The sequence below is a fragment of the Kordia aestuariivivens genome (genome assembly GCF_014397005.1).
GTDB lineage: Bacteria > Bacteroidota > Bacteroidia > Flavobacteriales > Flavobacteriaceae > Kordia > Kordia aestuariivivens.
In genome coordinates, this window is record NZ_JACGWS010000006.1 from 41,504 (window position 1) to 59,743 (window position 18,240).

At 34.5% G+C, this 18,240-nt stretch carries 11 protein-coding genes; 4 read left to right on the forward strand and 7 right to left on the reverse strand.

Annotated features, from left to right (window positions below; all coding sequences use genetic code 11):
- Positions 1-11 precede the first annotated feature (11 nt).
- From H2O64_RS10965 to gdhA, 5 genes are all read right to left on the reverse strand, one after another.
- Positions 12-4,943, reverse strand: a complete 4,932-nt coding sequence (locus tag H2O64_RS10965) for a GEVED domain-containing protein (RefSeq protein WP_187562249.1) — start codon at positions 4,941-4,943, stop codon at positions 12-14.
- Positions 4,944-5,112: 169 nt separating this feature from the next.
- The gene (locus H2O64_RS10970) at positions 5,113-7,533 is read right to left on the reverse strand and encodes a TonB-dependent receptor plug domain-containing protein (protein WP_187562250.1); all 2,421 of its coding nucleotides are present in this window, start codon (positions 7,531-7,533) and stop codon (positions 5,113-5,115) included.
- Positions 7,517-8,236: a DNA repair protein RecO gene (gene recO, locus H2O64_RS10975; protein ID WP_187562251.1), complete on the reverse strand. Its 720-nt coding sequence runs from the start codon at positions 8,234-8,236 to the stop codon at positions 7,517-7,519. The genes H2O64_RS10970 and recO overlap by 17 nt, the downstream gene beginning before the upstream one ends.
- Positions 8,237-10,540: a type IX secretion system anionic LPS delivery protein PorZ gene (gene porZ, locus H2O64_RS10980; protein WP_187562252.1), complete on the reverse strand. Its 2,304-nt coding sequence runs from the start codon at positions 10,538-10,540 to the stop codon at positions 8,237-8,239.
- A 218-nt stretch (positions 10,541-10,758) separates the two neighbouring features.
- Positions 10,759-12,102: an NADP-specific glutamate dehydrogenase gene (gene gdhA / locus H2O64_RS10985; protein ID WP_187562253.1), complete on the reverse strand. Its 1,344-nt coding sequence runs from the start codon at positions 12,100-12,102 to the stop codon at positions 10,759-10,761.
- Positions 12,103-12,352: 250 nt separating this feature from the next.
- Between gdhA and H2O64_RS10990 the strand changes: the two genes are divergently transcribed.
- Positions 12,353-13,141 carry a THC0290_0291 family protein gene (locus tag H2O64_RS10990; RefSeq protein ID WP_235982850.1) on the forward strand — a complete coding sequence of 263 codons (789 nt, stop codon included), beginning with the start codon at positions 12,353-12,355 and terminating at the stop codon, positions 13,139-13,141.
- A 72-nt stretch (positions 13,142-13,213) separates the two neighbouring features.
- Here the strand turns inward: H2O64_RS10990 and H2O64_RS24365 are convergent, their stop codons facing one another.
- The gene (locus H2O64_RS24365) at positions 13,214-13,330 is read right to left on the reverse strand and encodes a T9SS type A sorting domain-containing protein (protein ID WP_187562440.1); all 117 of its coding nucleotides are present in this window, start codon (positions 13,328-13,330) and stop codon (positions 13,214-13,216) included.
- 45 nt (positions 13,331-13,375) lie between these two features.
- On the opposite strand from H2O64_RS24365, the gene H2O64_RS11000 reads away from it, so the two are divergent.
- The 3 genes from H2O64_RS11000 to H2O64_RS11010 all read left to right on the forward strand — a co-directional run bounded on the left by H2O64_RS11000 (position 13,376) and on the right by H2O64_RS11010 (position 17,314).
- The gene (locus tag H2O64_RS11000; protein WP_187562254.1) at positions 13,376-16,087 is read left to right on the forward strand and encodes a sensor histidine kinase; all 2,712 of its coding nucleotides are present in this window, start codon (positions 13,376-13,378) and stop codon (positions 16,085-16,087) included.
- Positions 16,088-16,092: 5 nt separating this feature from the next.
- The gene (locus H2O64_RS11005; RefSeq protein WP_187562255.1) at positions 16,093-16,848 is read left to right on the forward strand and encodes a LytR/AlgR family response regulator transcription factor; all 756 of its coding nucleotides are present in this window, start codon (positions 16,093-16,095) and stop codon (positions 16,846-16,848) included.
- Between the two features lie 286 nt (positions 16,849-17,134).
- Positions 17,135-17,314, forward strand: coding sequence for a hypothetical protein (locus H2O64_RS11010; protein WP_187562256.1), 180 nt, complete (start codon positions 17,135-17,137; stop codon positions 17,312-17,314).
- A 141-nt stretch (positions 17,315-17,455) separates the two neighbouring features.
- On the opposite strand, the gene H2O64_RS11015 is transcribed toward H2O64_RS11010, so the two are convergent.
- Entirely contained in the window at positions 17,456-18,238 is a 783-nt protein-coding gene (locus H2O64_RS11015; RefSeq protein WP_187562257.1) for an enoyl-CoA hydratase/isomerase family protein, read from the reverse strand.
- Positions 18,239-18,240: the final 2 nt, after the last annotated feature.

Sequence of the window (18,240 nt, forward strand, 5' to 3'; positions counted from 1 at the left end):
GTTATTCTGTTTTATTGAACGACTAGTTTTTTACTAATTTTTCCTTTTTCAGAATAGATACTTATAACGTATATACCACTTGCTTTGTCATTGATAGGAATTCGAATGGTGTTTTCGTTGATTCCTTCTTTGATTGAAAGTATTCGTTGTCCTAGAATGGTATGCATATCAATACCTTCTAGTTTGAAGTTGGTATTATTTGTAATCACAATTTCATCTGTTTCTGTATCTGTATACATTGTGATTCCGTTTTCTAATATTTCATTGTTGATACTTAGTGGATTTTCTCGTTGGAATACTAATGAGTATTTGTCATTTGTTTCTCCAGCAGGAATTGCTACTTGGAAATCACTTGCTCTTAAATCGTGCGTTGCACCCGTATAGTTGTCTTTTATGTAGATATTTACACTTGCATCTATGTTTTCAAGTTCGTCTAACATAATTGTTCCACCGCCAGCATTTTCAGCAATTAAACCGATAGGCACTTCTCTTTGTTGGTATAAGTTGTCTACTGCTTGAATTACATATTTTTCACCTTGAAGTGACCAATACATATCATTTAAAATACCATCAATAGATTCTCCTTCGTATCCTAAATCAACTCCATCCGTAGCATTTCTATCAAATGTTAGTAGTATTTGTCTATGGAATCCTGCTGAGGTTGTGTATCCTAAACGGATTTTCTTTCTGTAATCTGTTCGAATTCCAAATTCTTGATACCAAGCGTTAGCATCATTTTCTGAAGTCGTTGTGCTTTCAGGATATTGAATTGTATTTTCTTCTTGAGAATCTTCTGTTGCGTTTTCAGGATTTTCAAACATTCCCGGATTGTGTGCATCTATTCCGTCTCTTACGAATACCGTAAAAGTAGAAACATATTCTCGCGTAAAGTTTCTTTGAGAGTTGTTAAATTCAACCGTTGCGGTTACTCCATTCCCTGCATTACTATCTCCTTGCACAAAGAATCCTTGTCCGACAGAAACAAATTGTCCTGGTGTTTTATCTCCCGATCCTGTTTGGTTTACTGTAGGATGCGACAATGCTGGTGTTCCTCCACTTAATGTATATGTTGCATAACCACCTTGATAGTCTAAGAGCGTGTGTGTTCCTCCGCCCCAATGTTCCCAGAAAAATAATGTTCCTGATGTAGCATCGTTGGCAATGTTATCATTGATAAATTCATTGGCATCTAATACAGAAGGATATGGATTTCCGACTAAGTATAGATTGGTATCATCTAAAGGACTTACTGTAATGACACCATTATTAGGTTTTCCTCTAAATACATAGTTTTGATCTTCTCTTTCATCCAAAAATGAAACTCCTTTCATAGTATACCCTTCACCTGGCGAAATGCTTCCTGTATTTCTAACAAATTGCCAAGCGTCGTAATCTTCATCCGCACCATTCACATATTTGTAAATCCAACGTGTACTAATTCTAAATGGCGATGTTTCTCCATCTTCATGTGGATTCCAGTCTATTGTTGTTGAAGGTATCGCTGGATTTGTACCATCTAAGAATACATCGTCTAATGTATAGGCAAGATTGTTAACTGTTGTATTTATTAAACTTACAGGTGACGACCAATAGTTATAAGTATATTTATTAGCAGTTCCTTGCTGATCTTTCTCAATATAACCAGCACTTGTTACTGCTAAATCACTACGTTCTGTTTGTAAAAATTGACTTTCGCCATCCAAATCTATGATTCCATTTAGTTCTGTGTACCACGTATTGGTTAGTGCATATCCTACCCCAGATGTTGCGCTAAAAGGCGACGTACTGTTTATTGTAGGGTTTGTTCCTGTTACAGTAAGTGAAGCTCCTGCATCAACTGTTAATCCTAAGGTTGAATAACTTGCACTTGCAGTAACATTGTTTCGTATTTGAACGATGGACCAGTTTATACTAGAAGCCGATGGCGTATCCCAAACTGAACCAAATTCCCATGTAGCATCATCTGTCCAGTTACCGTCTGCAATACTTATGTATGGCATTGGTGCTGTTTGCGGCTCAATGGTTGTAATGTTTTTCATAAACGCAGTATTTCCGTTTCCTGTTGCGTCTTCTATACGATTTCCTTTGATGCTTGACATGTCATAATACGCAATGAGTGAAGACCAAGGCAAGTTGGCGCCACTTGTAAAATCTTCAAGATCTTTTGGAATTATTTTTCCTCGAACATTTACCCCGTTTTGTTCTATTTCTTGATGTACCATTTCTCGGAGTTGATCTATGGTAACTGCCGTATTAAAAATTCGCACCTCATCTATTGAACCTTCAAAGAAATTAACATTATCAAAAGTTCCCATTCGGAACGGATTCGTATTTGATGCTAATGGATCTAATCCTCCACCTCCAAAATCTCTACCATTGATATAATAGTCTGCTCTACCAGTTGAAGAATTTACGATGATTGCAAAGTGAACCCAATCTCTTATGCTTCCTGATCCTGGTGCACCAGCTCCTCCAGTTAGTCCTTCTTGAATTGTGAGTGATCCTGAATCTAAAGAAAATCTGAATTGACCTTGTACTCCTAACATTCTTCTAGTAGCATTAACTACTGACTGCCCTGGGTTTTTAATCCAACCCATTACTGTATAATCCGTTAGTCCTAGGGTAGTTGGTGTTTTATCTTCTACATAATCATCAATACCATCAAAGAATAACGCACTAGAACCTGTGATTGTTTCTGGCTCAGCCAATGTAAAATACTGTCCATCACTTAGGTTCACACCTGTAAATGTTAGCACACCTCCTACGTTTGTTCCTATATAGTTTTCATAGGCGGCAAAACTAGTTCCGTTAGCTATGTATAGTTCTAAATCGTCAAGGTTTGCAACACCACTAGCGCTCATGTCGAACTCTAATTCTACGGTTCCGACATCTGTTGTGCTTTCACGTGCCAACCATACTTTGTTTAACATTCTTAATGTACGTTCAGGCAAGGTTGTTGTTTGCGTTGTTTCTGCCAAGCCATTATTTCCAACGAGAAGGTAACTTGCATTTGATGCAAAAGCGCCTCCTTCTTTTCTCATCGTTAAAATATCTGCTGGACTTATATTGACACTTTTGGATTGTGTTTGCATTAATTGAGAGTTATCATCTCTTGCAATTCCAAATACGTTGTATCCATATCCTGCGTTTGCAGTACCATCCCAGATAGTGATTCCATTAGAGTCTAAGTAATCGTTACTTGTTCCGGTATATCCAAATGGACTGGAAGTATTGCTAGGTGTATCCCAAAAAGCATCGTTAGAACCTAATGTAATTCCATATTTTATAGCTAAGTACGATTCTACTTTTTGCAATTCTAATGCTGTTAAATCTCTATCATAGATGATAATTTCAGCAATATCTCCTGAGAATGGATATCCAGAACCTGTATTTCCTGAACCACTTCGCCTAGCGCCAATTAAGACATCTACTGTGGCTGCCCCCGAAAGCACACCATCATTACGGTCTGCTGGGTCAAGTACTCCATTCATATAAGGAGTTAGTCTTGTAAGCGGATCTCCTGTATCAGCAACTACTCCCGATGTAAGCTTTGGTTCATTTAAGGCATAAATTGTCCCCCAGCGTACCGCTTGGTCTGAGGCAGCGCCACTAATTCTTCCAAGTGTGTGGTGTAATACTCTGTCAGTTCCTCCAAACCAAACTTGATAGTTTCGTACATTGTTATTTCCTTTACAAAGTACAGTTCCTGTTGAAGCTCCATTCGTAACAACCATCGTAATGATAGTCATTTCGTCTGTGAGTGGTTGTAAATCTAATTCGGGTTGATCACCTAAGTTCAGAAATTGGGTTCCTGAAAATCGTAATATTGGATTAAAGTTTAATCCATCTGTGACAAGTTGTGCATCAGCTGTTCCTTGTGAAGTTGCTGTAAATGAATTTGGAGATTGATCTGTCCATAAATCTACATCGGTTCCTGTTACTGTGGTTCCGACATCCGCTTTCATCCAAAGTTGCAAGCTCGAAGATACGTTTGCTGGAGCTGGTATTGGTAATATTCCATTTCCTGCTATGTTGAATGTATATGATTGTTCTAGTACATCGGGATCATTGCTTGCTATAATGATCTCACCAGTTACTGGTCCTGTAAGTGTTGGTGCATAAGTAATTTGAAAAGTGGTCGTTTCTCCAGAAGAGAGTTCTAAGTCTGATGGTTGCGTTGTAACAGTAAATGCAGCATCGGTTCCCACTCCAAAACTTATTGGATCTGTAGGCAATATTAAATCCGTAGTATTTCCTGTGTTTTCTATAACAAATGTCCGTAAAACTCCTGTAGTACCCGTTTCAACCGTTCCAAAATCTGTGTTATCTCCTACAGCTGGTGTATTCACAGAACCATCTAGAATTTCTACTGTATTTCCACTTACATAAATATCTGGCGGCAGTGATGAACTTACAATATTTACCGTATAGTCTTCAACTTCTCCATAGTCAAAACCAGTAGCTAACACATCACAAGGATCATTTGGAGTAACATTGTATTGCATTTGAACTCGCATCCGTGTATTTCCTGGAATTGCACTGAGCGGAACGGTAAAGTTTCCTGAAACAGGAGTTGTTTGATTTGGAATGTCATTAAATACTAATTCTGTTGGAGCAAAGAAACCATCCTGATCATAATCAATCCAAACACCAACACCTTCATCATAAGGTCCTCCAAAGGCAGGCGGCCAAGTTTTCTCGACAGAGACTGTATATGTTGTGTTTTGTGATAAGTTGGTTGGAGTAAGTCCAGTGAAGTCTGTGTATCCTGTAGCAGGTGTAGACGGGCTGGCATTGTCTAATAATGTAGTAGGTACTAGTGAAGCAAGTTGTACTCTGCTTATGTATTCACCACTAGGGTCATTTCCTACTGAGACACAATATTGTGCACTTGCGTAGGTAACGGATAGCAATAAAGCTATGAGTGAGTAGGTTTTTTTCATATATAAAGTATTTTTAAGGCGCAATAAATTTACTTTGTTTTTTAATTTTAATGTAATTTTTAGTAATGTAAAGTATTAAATTAGATAAAAGCTACGAATTAGCCGTTAAAAACAATGTGAAATTTGAGAACATTTAATTTTTAATAATCTTTTTCTGTATTTTTGATAACTAAAAATCGTAATTCAAGCCTAAAATTAGATTTCTTCCGGGTGCAGTAATTCCAGAAGAGTAGGTTCTATATCGTTGATCAGTGATGTTTTCTAAGGAAGCTGTAAGATTAATTTTATCTGTGATTTCAAAACTCGATTTTGCATTGAGTGTAAACCACGAAGGTGCATACGGATTTCCGTTATCATCAGTTGCGTATAAATATGCTTTACTTCGCTCCGAAGGTGCTAAATTTTCGTAGGTTATGGAACCATTATAATTGGTGAAAATATCAAATTTTAATCGTTCATTTTTGTATATAAAGTGAACGTTTCCAAATATTGGCGATATATGACGTAGCGGCACTTTTGTTCCATCAGCTTGTTCTTCTTCTCCGCGAGGAATTGTAAGATCTGCCGTGATTTTTGTTTGCTTATTAAATTTAGCTACAAATCCAAATTCAAAACCATAGGTAAATACTTTTGAAGCATTTTGAATTGCCTGTACATTACTCAATTCTCCATTGTATAAAATTTCAGTTTCTCCATTGAGGCTGAAGTCTTTACGAATCAACGCATCATCTAATATGGTATAAAAAGCTGTAAAGTTTAAGTCGAAACTGCTTCCGATTCTTTTTTGGATGCCAAATTCTGCACTGTATGCATGCTCTGGCGTTAGGTTTGGATTTGGCACAACTACTGAGCCTGGCTCAGAATCAAATACTTTTCCAATATCATCAATGTTTGGTGCTCTAAAGGCAGTTCCTATGTTTGCTGTAATTTGCCAGTTTTTTGGCAACCAACTAAATCCTACGCTTCCTGTAAAGGCACCTGTGTTTGTAGTAGCTTCCGTGAACGGAAATGGAAAAAATGTAGTGTCAAAATCTGTATCAATGAGGATGTGGTTGTAGCGCAACCCAGATTGAATGGTAAATTTAGGATTTAATTTATATTCTAAACTAGCGTACGCCGCCATTGATTGCCACGTAGCTCCATCTGGATAGCGTGAAGGTGCTGCAGTGACTTCGCCTGTATCAATGTTTCTATCAAATGCGTTAGAATGCACTTTGTTGTATACATATTCCAAGCCATAAAATACTTTGGTTTTTGGATTGAATGTTTTTTCAAAGTCTAAGTTTGAAGAGATTGCATCTACTTTTTCTTCTGTTACATTTAGAATTACATCTTGAAAGAGGCGACTGTTTCTACTTTCTTCAAAACGTTGATATGCGTTGGTAAACTTTACATTATCATAGTAGGTATTGTTTCCTTTTTTTTGTGTTTGAAAGTTTCCCATAAACCATTTTTGTGGTCCATAATGCCAATCACCATAACGCAGTGAACCGTCTCGGTATTGAAGCAAACGATCATATCGTGGAAAGTTTGAAGTTGTTGAGTAATGCAATCCTAAGTCGAATTCCCAAATATCATCAGGCACTAGTTTTATCCGTTGTGCTACATTGAGTTGGCTGTATCCTGTAAATTTTTGAATTAATGGATTGCCATTAGCTACTACAGCATCTTCGCCGTTAATTGTGGTTACATATTCTGGTCGTAAATAGGCATCATCACCATTTTTTCCCATGCGTAAATCATCAAAATCACTATGACTTATACTCGTTAAGAATGCCCATTTTTTTATTCCAATGTTAAAATCTATATGACCTGTTTTTTCTGTATTTACAGAGGCATAACGCAAGCCTGCACTACCAGAAAAGATTGTTTCTTCATTCCATGAGAGTTTTGGTGTTTTTGTGTAAAAATTCATTACACCACCAACAGCATCACTTCCATATATGACAGAGCCTGGCCCTAATATTACTTCGGTATTATTTACATTGAAAGGATCAATAGAGATTACATTTTGGATGTTTCCACCTCTAAATATTGCATTGTTCATACGAACACCATCTACCGAAAGCAATAGTCTATTTGTAGAAAATCCTCTAATCATTGGGCTTCCGCCACCGAGTTGACTTTTTTGAACAAATATTTTTCCGCTTTTTTCTAGTAAATCAGCCGCAGTTTGTGGAGATGAGTATGCAATATCTTGACTGCTGATACTGACTATTTTCTTGGGTACTTCTTTTTTGTTTTGTTGCCATTTGGAAGCTGAAATCACAATTTCTGATAGTTCATCTGAACTTCGTATGAGATATACTATATTTTTGTTTTGTAGTATTTCTGCTTTTGTTTTTGTGGATGGCAAATAGGAGATATGCTGAAAAGTAATTTTTTCATCATCAGAAAACATAGAAATATCTATTTTTCCGTATGCATTCGTGATTCCGCCTTTAGACTGATCCGCATTATATACGCCAACATTAGATATGTTTCTATCGTTTACAATGTCTTTTACTTGAATTTCTTGACCAAAAAGAGCTGTAGAAAAAATAAAAGAAATTATAAGCGCAATACCTTTTATTTTATTTGAATACTTCATGTAACACTTCCATTGATTTTGGTTGCCTAAATCCTTGCAAATGTAATTTAAAATATTGAATGAGTATTGCAAGAATTTCATTTCTTCTATGAGAAGACAACATTATAGTGTTCTGTTCATCAAATTTTATGCCTAAAAGCCGTTTAAAGTATGTTAAAGTTTCACCTGTGACGCATTCGTTCATCGTACTGCTGTCAAAGAATTGACCTTCTTGCAGATCAAAATAATTTTTATCCATGTTTATTGTTTCAGGATAGAACCCAAAGTACTTTGTGAGATTGATTAGAAAAACCAGGTGAAAGTTTGCAATTTCAGTATGCATATCTAACCATTGTAGTGCATTTTCTATAAATTCGAATAAAGTTTCGTTTTTTTCTTCTTCCTGAATGGAATAGTTTAAAATTTCAGATAGAAATAATACAATAGAACTTTTGGTTATTGTTGTGTAAATTGAAGTATAAGGATATACCGTTTTTACATCTTTAATGTATTCTAAGCTTCCTTTGTTTTTGTGATTGGCAACGATTTCAAGTTGCATCAACGGTTGAAAATAAGCTATTTTTAGCTTTCCTTTTTTTGATTTGAGAATTCCGCGCAGTAAGTAACTTTTGATTCCATCAGAAGCGGTGAGACATTTAGCAATAATGCCAGTATCGCCATATTTTATGGTCGCAATTACGATTGCTTTTGTGGTCACTAACATTTAACGAACAACCATAACTTTGGTTACTTTGGTTTCTGTACCATCTTGATTGGCAATGAGTATTAAGTATACACCTGAAGCAACTTTGTGTTTTCCGAAAGCTGTTAAATCCCAAAGTAAAGTTCCACCATCTGAAGTTGTTTCATATACTAGGTTTCCTTCGATGTCCGTAATTTTTACATTGGCATTGTTTATGAGTCCCGTAATTGTTAGGTTTCCGCTGAATCCAGGTCGTACAGGATTTGGATATACATATACATTGTCTAAGGTTTCTTTTGGTCCAGTAGCAGTTCCTTGATAGGATAGAAGTCCTTTAGCAGTGGCAATATATACGCGTCCAGTTTCTGAATCGATTTCGATATTATTGACAACATTTGTTGGTAGTGGCGAGTTGTCTTTTGTAAAATGTGCTAAGGTTTCTGTTGCATCTGACGACATATAAAATACACCAGAAGCTGATGTAGCAATCCATTTGTTATTAGAACCATCTACTTCAATGTCCGTAACAGTTTGCTCAAAGAGTAATTCTTTTGGCACACCATCTTCATCTACAATAATGATATCATTAGATTGTGGATTACCGTCATCAAAAATATTATCTGCGCCAAAGTATACTCTGATTCCTTTTACCGTTCCTATCCAAAGATTACTTGTTTTGTCAATAGCCAAGGCTCTTACATCTGTTGTTGGCAAGTTTCCTTCTTCTTCTTCACTAAGCTTTGTAAAACGAGAACCATCACTTCGTGTTTCATCAAACGCTAATACTCCGTGTGATTGTGTTGCAATAAATTTGATATTATTGTCAGAAATTTCAATTTTTGAGAGACCGTTTTCACCATTAACAGGATTACTGATAGCTTCTGATATTGAGTATGAATCCCATTGTCCGCCACTGCGCAATACTTTTATACCGTTTTCAATTTTAGAGTTCAACACCCATAAATCGCCGTTTGCGTCATATTTTGTTTCTCCAATACGAATATCAATATAGGTTGGAACTCCAATATCTAACGATTCTAAGCCACTATTGGTAACATTCAATATTTCTGTTGGAACATTGTCTTCAATTTTGAGTATTCCAGAAAAGAACGAACTGATGAATACTTCGCTTGTATTGGAAGGGTTTACCGTAGCATGCACCAAACTAACTGCATCAAATTCTGAAGTATATGGTATGTTTGTCCAGCCCGACTCTTGCAAGTGACTTACGCCTCTACGATCTAACGGATATGGATTATAACCTGCGTTGTAATCGCCATATACAACCCATAATTCATTTGGAATTGCTGTGATAGAGAATGTATTGTTTAATAATGGTCCGTCTGGCAATATTTGGTTTGCCGCACTTGGCATTGGAAAAGAAGCTTCTAAAATTCCTTCTGTTTCAGTTCCTAAGTATATAGTATTGTCTAAGAGTAATGCTGAATTAAATTCTAAATCAGGATACTCATCTAAGACATCTACACCTAAAACTTCATTCAAATCAGTGTCATATATATGTACTTTACTATCATGAACTAAAGTCATGTATGTATCATTTACTTTTAAATCTTCTAAGATCGTTGCGTATTGAGGAATTTGAAGTTGTGGTGTAAAACTTGTTCCGTTGTATTTATAGATTCTTCGGTTGTTGTTTACCGCGTATAAATCTTCGCCAAAAGCGATAATTCCTTGCCAGTTTGATGTAATTACACGTTGCCATTCGGCAAAATCAATTAAATTATCATTATCTACTACTGCCCTAAACACACCAACATTTGTGGCTGCATAGATAAACTCTCCAAGAATAGTTGTTTGTCGTACTTCTATTTGACTTCCATTAGGGCCAATAAAATAGGTGTCTCCAAATTCTAGGACATTAATATTATAGAGAGAAATACCGTAGTTTGTGGAAATGTATAATATTCCATTGTATTCTAAGATGTGATTTAAGTTCTTCTTATTTGGCGGAATAGTAGGCTTGTCAACAATATCTACTACTTTTCGTATTTCTTCTGTGTCTGCGTCAAATACTTCAATAAGTCCAGTATTGTAGCCAATCACATATTTTTGAGCCGATTCACTAAAATATGCTGTACTTACTTCCTCACCTGATAATCCATTGACGGTAGAAAATTTTTCTATTTCATTTGACTGCAAGTCATACGTAAAAAATGCATTTTCTGAAGCTCCATATATTTTATCAGAACTAAGTGATATATCAATTACATTATTATATGAGTAATGACCGAGCCAAGAATTAAAAGATTGTCCATTTACTGATATATAGGACAGCAGCAATAGAAGATACAAGCCTCTTTTCATTTGTTTATTTTTATTTTATGAATTCTATTAAATGGAATTTACCAAAATCAAAGAGGTTTTTTTAACCAATTTAGGATGACTGATTTCATGTTTTTAGAATATTTTATCAAATATATTTAATAATAACGTAAATGAATTAGTTATCATATATTATTGTAATAAAAAAAGCTTCCTGTATTTTCAACAGAAAGCTTTTTAATCTATTTTAACGATTATAGTTACACAACTCCTTGTGCAATCATAGCATCCGCTACTTTTACGAAACCAGCAATGTTAGCTCCTTTTACGTAGTCGATATATCCGTTTTCATCAGTTCCATACGTTTCACATGCTTCGTGAATGTCAATCATGATTTGTTTTAATTTAGCATCTACTTCTTCACGTGTCCAATTGTAACGTAACGAGTTTTGCGTCATTTCCAAACCTGAAGTTGCTACTCCACCAGCATTAGATGCTTTTCCTGGAGCAAATAAAATCTTTTTATCATGAAATACTGCAATTGCATCTGGTGTAGAAGGCATATTTGCTCCTTCACTTACACAGATACAACCATTAGCTACTAATGTTTTTGCTTCGTCTTCATTCAACTCATTTTGTGTTGCACATGGCAACGCAATATCACATTGTACGCTCCAAGGTCTTTGTCCTTCATGATATGTTGCAGATGGATATTGACCTACATATTCTTTAATTCTTGCTCTTTTTACATTCTTAAGCTCCATGATGAATGCTAATTTTTCAGCATCAATTCCATCAGCATCATGAATATACCCAGAAGAATCGGACATTGTTACCACTTTTGCACCTAATTCAGTTGCTTTTTCAGCTGCGTATTGCGCTACATTCCCAGAACCAGAAACTACAACTGTTTTCCCAGTGAAAGAAGTATTTTGTGTTTTTAACATACTTTGTGCAAAGTACACATTTCCGTATCCTGTTGCTTCCGGACGAATTAAAGATCCGCCCCAAGTAATTCCTTTTCCAGTAAGAACTCCTGTAAATTCGTTTCTTAATTTCTTGTACATCCCAAACATGTATCCAATCTCACGTCCACCAACTCCGATATCTCCCGCAGGAACATCTGTGTTTGGCCCAATGTGTCTGAATAACTCCGACATGAAAGCTTGACAGAAACGCATAATTTCTATATCAGATTTTCCTTTTGGATTAAAATCTGATCCACCTTTTCCACCTCCCATAGGAAGTGTTGTTAAACTATTTTTAAAGACTTGCTCAAACGCTAAGAATTTAAGAATACTTAAATTTACACTTGGATGGAAACGCAATCCTCCCTTATAAGGTCCGATTGCAGAATTCATTTCAATTCTATATCCACGGTTTACTTGAGTTTCTCCTTTATCATCTATCCATGATACTCTGAACATTATAACACGTTCAGGCTCTACCATTCTTTCAAGTATTTTTGTTCCTTTATATTTTGCTTTTCCTTCAATATAAGGGATTACAGCTTCTGCAACTTCCTGAACTGCTTGTAAAAATTCAGATTCGTGCCCGTTTGTCTGCTTTACCAAGTCTAAAAAGTCTTTTACTTTTGCTTCCATAAACGAAGTTTGATTAACATATTGTTATTAATATCATTATTTGATCATGCAAATATACATTTAATTAAAAAAAAACACTCTTTTTTTTATAATTTGATAATTCATTCAGTATCTAAAAATATTAAACACTATTCTACTGAACATCTTGTGTCTATTGAATAATAAACAATAGTTAATACACTTTTTGTTTTTTTGTTTTAAGGGTTTTTATATATTTGCTGTGTAGCCTCAAAAAATACTGGTTTATAACATGTTAAATAGAATCTGCCCTATCTTCCTACTTTTCATGCTGATGTGTGTCGGAACGATGAATGCCCAATTTGGATTTTCCCATGAAATTGGCTTCGTTATCGGACCGAATGCTTTTCAATCAGATTATGGTGAGCGTAGTGATTTTGAGACGAACATAGGAAATGTTGGTCTTGAATTTGGTATTGTACATTATTTGAACTTCTCATATCGTGCCGAATGTAATTGTTTTACTCGTTACACATATTTCAATGATCACTTCAAAGTGAGAAACGAATTAACGTTTACGACTGTAAATCTAGAACATTTTGGAAGGTACGTTGGAGATGATAAAGTATCATTAACTGCTGACCAATTACGTGCAATGCATGGAAATACACGTGTCCTAAACTTAGGAACACAATTAGAATTTTTCCCAAGAAGTATTCGTGAATTTGAAAGCGGTGGCTATTTGCTAGCTCCTTATGCTGCTTTAGGTGTTCAATACAATTATTATACACCAACAGTAGAATCTGATTTAGGACGACTTACCGACCCCGGTGTGTTGCCCATAAAATATCAAGATGCATATCAAAATGAATCTGGCTCTACTTGGTCTATTGTCGCCAGTTTTGGAACGCGGTATAAATTTACAGAAACATCCGATTTATTATTTGATGTCCGTTGGAGATATTATTTCTCAAACTGGGTTGATGGATTAAATCCAGATGAAAATCTGTATCCTGAAAATAAAGCAAACGATTGGGGATTCATTATTAATGTTGGATACATTTATTACTTGAATTTCTAAAATATATAGTTTACAAAAAATCCTGCTCAAATTGAGCAGGATTTTTGTTTTTATAACAGTTTCTAAAAAGTATTATTCCTTTATAAATTTGCGAACAGCAACACGGTTTTCTGTATCGGTTAGCTTCAAAAAGTAAACACCATCTTCAAGTGAACTCACAGGTAAAGTGTTTGAAAAATTAATTAAAATAACTTATTAAAAAATCAGTATTTTAGTTAAAACTAACTATAAAAAATGCGTTTGAAGATATATAGCAGCAAAACACTTCTGTTTTTTTGTATTTCGCTTCTGTTTACCACAATCACTTGCAGCCAAAACTCTTATTATTTTAATTTCAATACAAATAATGGTTTGCCAAGTGCACAATGCTATCATACGTATGAAGATAGTAAAGGGTATTTGTGGTTTACAACTGATAGAGGTATTTCAAAATATGATGGCAATACTTTTTACAGTTATTTGGTGGAAGATGGTTTGGCAAATTTGGTAAACTTTAAGTTTTATCCAGATCCTTTAAAAAAAGATGCTTTTTGGGTAAATGGTTTTGACGGCTCTTTTAGTTATTGGAACGGAGAAAAATTTTCGCCTTTTACATTCAATTTAGACTTACTAAAACTAAAATCTAAAGGATCGTGGTTTCAAATTTTTAACATTAAAAAAAACACCATTTATTTTTTTGAAGTCTTTGCTAAGAATAAAACACAATGTCCAGAAATCTATTACAAAATTAATACAACTACGGGAAAAATAGATTCATATACATTCACAAAAGATACGGAGGTAGGAAAAAATTTAAGCAGTGAAGTATTATATACTTTAAAGAATTGCGGTAATGAAACACGCACGTCAAATTTTCTCATCCACTCACTCTTTGATCAAAAAGGCAACTATTGGGAACTTACTAGAGAAGGTGCTTTTTTTTATGAAAAAGGAGATACGCTAATAAGTCCAACGACCTATTTTAAAAACATTCCAATTTCTTCTTTATATGAAGATTCTAAAGGAAGTTATTGGTTTACTTCTTTAAACAATGGAGTGTTTTATGTCCCTTCATTAGTCGTAAAAAAAATAAACTTACATGAATTTAGTGATTCTTTTTGCAACTTGATAAAAAATTATAACGATGCGCTCATCCTTAGTTTTAATGAACAAGGAAAATCAATTATAATCTCTCCTGAAGGGAAAATTTTCAAGATTGATTTGTATAAAGAAGATAACGATACGCAGATTTCTAAAAAACTAAACTTAATTACAACAGATCTCGAAGATGTATTGCCGTATAGTTATAATCAATTTAGAATCACAAAAAAGCATCTATTGGTAAAACGAGGAAGTAGTTTCCTTGTCAATGAGTATCTCAGTGGAAAACAAATATCAAGCAAACAATACGATATTAAAACGACTAATTTTCTAAAAGATACGCATGGAAAATTATGGATTGGAGCTATTGACGGATTGTACTCTTTGACAATAACGGATAGTTTACAACTTGTAAAAGAACCATTTCTTGATACTGAAATTCCTATAAGAGTTAATGATATCACTCAAAGTTCGGAAGGATTTTGGATTGCTACTTTATCACGTGGATTGTATTTTAAAAAAGAGACAAGCTATAATCTATATCAAATTCCGAGTTTAAGAAACCAATCCATTCAGAGCTTATGTCAAGAAAATGATACTACTTTATGGATAGGCACAAATAAAGGATTGCATAAAGTAAAATATAACTACACTAACGAAAAACCAAAAATAAAGTCGTCTGAGATATTTACCATTGATGATGGATTACCTTCAAACTTTATCAATGATATGATTCTTTGGAATGATAAATTATACATTGCTACTGACAAAGGTGTTGGTTATTTTAATCCTTCCGAACTCATAAAAAATGCGCGCGAGCCTAAACTTGTCATTGATAAAATCTTCATTAATGGGAAAGAAGTAGAATATAAATTATCCTATAATAAACTTACGTTTAATGAGAATACCATTACGATCAATTTTACAGGAATCATTCACCACAAACCTGTACATCCAAACTATTTTTTTCGGTATAAAGTGAATGACTCCGATTGGAATTATACGAATAGCAGCAGTATTAATTTCAACACTTTGCCGCATGGAATCTATAAAATAAGCGTTCAATGTCAAAATAATTCAGGCAATTGGAGCGTTCCTAAAACGGTACAATTTATCATTCCGCCACATTTTACAAGACATTGGTTGTTTATAACTACGCTTCTTTTTATTATTGGCTTTACAACGATCAAACTCATACGTTGGCGTATTCATATCATAAAGAAAAGAGCCAAACAAAATATTGCCTTTAAAGAAGCACAATTGGCAGTATTAAGAAATCAAATGAATCCACATTTTGTGTTCAACTCTTTAAACACTTTACAAGATTATATTTTTGAAGGAAATGCGATTGGTGCAAATGATTATATTACGAGTTTTTCTTCTTTAATGCGAAAAAGTCTTGAGTTTTCAAAACTAGAAAGCATTACATTACAAGAAGAAATAGCTTTTATTAAAAATTACCTATCATTAGAGCAACAACGCTTTCAGGGAAAGTTTCGGTTTGAAATACATCAATCTTCAAGCATTGAAGGCAGTATTCTGATTCCTCCTTTATTGGTACAACCGTTGGTAGAGAATGCAATTAAACATGCGTTTAAAAAAAATCGTTCCGAAGAAGGAATGATTGAAGTAAATTATAAACCGTTAAATCAAGATACCATTTTAATTGAAATCGTTGACAATGGCGATGGTTTTCAATATAAAAAACCGCCTCACACGTCAAATACACATACTTCTTTGGGCATAGAAATCATTCAAGAACGAATTCGTTTGATCAATGAAAAAAAAGGGGTAACAATTGCGCATTTAAAATACTTAGTTAAAAGTAAAGGAACACATATTCAATTAATACTTCCAAAATATTAAATAATATGATTACTGCGGTTATTATAGAAGACGAGCCTAGAAGTAAAAATTTACTTCAACAAATGATTCTAAATTATAGTGATGGAATCAACATTGTAGGAACTGCCGAAAAAGTACAGGATGCAATTACGCTGATAAAAAAAGTAAAACCCAAATTAGTTTTTTTAGATATTGAATTAACGGATGGCAAAGGTTTTGACGTTTTAGATCACTTTTCTCCAACCGAATTTGTGACTATTTTTATTACTGGTTATGATAATTATGGTATTGAAGCCATGAAAAGAGAAGCACTAGATTATATCCTAAAACCACTTTCTTTAAAAGAATTGCTTAGCGCCATTAAAAAAGCAAAAAAGAGAATTAAAGAACAAGGAATTCTTTCAAAAATATATCATACCAAAGACATTGACACTTTACAAAATGAAGTACTTATTGTAAAAGATGGAAAACAGCATAAAGTACTACCGTTTCATACGATACTTTATTTGGAAGCGTACGGGAAATATACCAAATGGCATACGTTAGATCATGAAGTATTTATTACCAGAAATGCACTTAGCTATTATATGAATTTTTTATCAGATGATTTTTTTCAAATTCACCGATCGTACATTATAAATCTTCAACACCTTATTTCTTGGGAAGAAGGTGCTCACAGTACTGTAACTATTTATCCTAATCACCAACTTTCCATTTCTACCAGGAAGAAAACTGCTTTTCTAAAACATCTTCAAAAAGTAGCACGCTTACACCAAAAATAAGAACGCTTGTTCCCTTTCCTGTTGTCTTTTTTTTCTTTTAAATAATGGATGCTTATTATCGTATCTATAAACTTTAAATATTTTAATTATGAAAGAAAAAAAGAATCTCAAAAGCTTAAAGCTTAACAAAAAAAGAATCTCAAAAACACACAATTTTTTTGGAGGAAAAGAACACAGTAATCATTGTCATACAAGAGCCGAAACCTTAGATTATTGTAATTCCTAATTGTAAACCAATAACAAAACCTTAAAAAACTATATTATTTTAATCTTAAAGCTTAAAACCATGAAAACAAAAAAATCTAGACTTTCGTTGCAACAAAATGTGATTTCACAATTGCAACAAAACATTAAAAATCAAATTATTGGTGGGCAAAGTGGTTCAGCTTGTGACTGCCCTCCACCAGACGAAACTTTTGAAACCACCTGTGCATATTCAGGTCGTGGACTTGGATGTCCTAAATAAGTTTATGAAAAGACGACTGCCTAAAAAGTAGTCATTAAAACCTAAATGAGGTAATCTGTTAAATTCAAGTTGTTGATTTAACAGATTACCTCAAAATTAAAATTCTTCTTAATAATATTAAAAGCTTTTAAAAAGACTTTTTTACTTTCCAGGAAAATCAGCTTTGCGCTTCTCTAAGAAAGCTGTGGTTCCTTCTTTAAAATCTTCGGTGCCAAAACAGTTTCCAAATTCCTCAATTTCAGTTTCATAACCGTTTACGCCATCTTCAAAGTTTGCATTAATCGCTTTGATTGCACCACGAATGGCAACTAACGAATTTCGCATGATTTTGCTTGCTAATTTATGTGCTAATGGCAATAATTCTTCTGGTGTTGTCACATGATTGACCAATCCACATTGCTGTGCTTCTTCTGCGCCAATCATTCCTGCGGTCATAATCATTTCCATGGCTTTTCCTTTGCCAACTAATTGTGGCAAACGTTGTGTTCCGCCATATCCTGGAATCACGCCCAAAGAAACTTCTGGCAAGCCCATTTTTGCGTTATCACTGGCAATTCTAAAGTGTGAAGCCATCGCCAATTCCAATCCGCCACCAAGCGCAAATCCGTTTACGGCAGCTATCACTGGCGTTCCTAAATTTTGGACGAAATCGAACAACAACTCTTGTCCTTTTGCAGCTAATTTTCCACCATTTTCTACTGAGAAATGAGCAAATTCACTAATATCAGCACCCGCAACAAATGCTTTTTCGCCACTTCCTGTTAAGATAATTACTTTTACATTTTCATTCGCGTTTAACGCTTCAAAAGCATCGTGTAATTCTTCAATAGTAGCACGGTTTAATGCATTTAATTTTTTTGGACGATTAATCGTAATCGTTGCAATTCCGTTTTCCTGCTGTACAAGTATGTTTTCGTAATTCATGA

Bases quoted from the DNA above. Each gene is read 5' to 3' on its own strand.
- H2O64_RS10965 (WP_187562249.1), bottom strand. From the start codon at position 4,943: ATGAAAAAAACCTACTCACTCATAGCTTTATTGCTATCCGTTACCTAC.
- gdhA (WP_187562253.1), bottom strand. From the start codon at position 12,102: ATGGAAGCAAAAGTAAAAGACTTTTTAGACTTGGTAAAGCAGACAAAC.
- H2O64_RS11010 (WP_187562256.1), top strand. From the start codon at position 17,135: ATGAAAACAAAAAAATCTAGACTTTCGTTGCAACAAAATGTGATTTCA.
- H2O64_RS11015 (WP_187562257.1), bottom strand. From the start codon at position 18,238: ATGAATTACGAAAACATACTTGTACAGCAGGAAAACGGAATTGCAACG.
- porZ (WP_187562252.1), bottom strand. From the start codon at position 10,540: ATGAAAAGAGGCTTGTATCTTCTATTGCTGCTGTCCTATATATCAGTA.
- H2O64_RS10990 (WP_235982850.1), top strand. From the start codon at position 12,353: ATGTTAAATAGAATCTGCCCTATCTTCCTACTTTTCATGCTGATGTGT.
- H2O64_RS11005 (WP_187562255.1), top strand. From the start codon at position 16,093: ATGATTACTGCGGTTATTATAGAAGACGAGCCTAGAAGTAAAAATTTA.
- recO (WP_187562251.1), bottom strand. From the start codon at position 8,236: ATGTTAGTGACCACAAAAGCAATCGTAATTGCGACCATAAAATATGGC.
- H2O64_RS11000 (WP_187562254.1), top strand. From the start codon at position 13,376: ATGCGTTTGAAGATATATAGCAGCAAAACACTTCTGTTTTTTTGTATT.
- H2O64_RS10970 (WP_187562250.1), bottom strand. From the start codon at position 7,533: ATGAAGTATTCAAATAAAATAAAAGGTATTGCGCTTATAATTTCTTTT.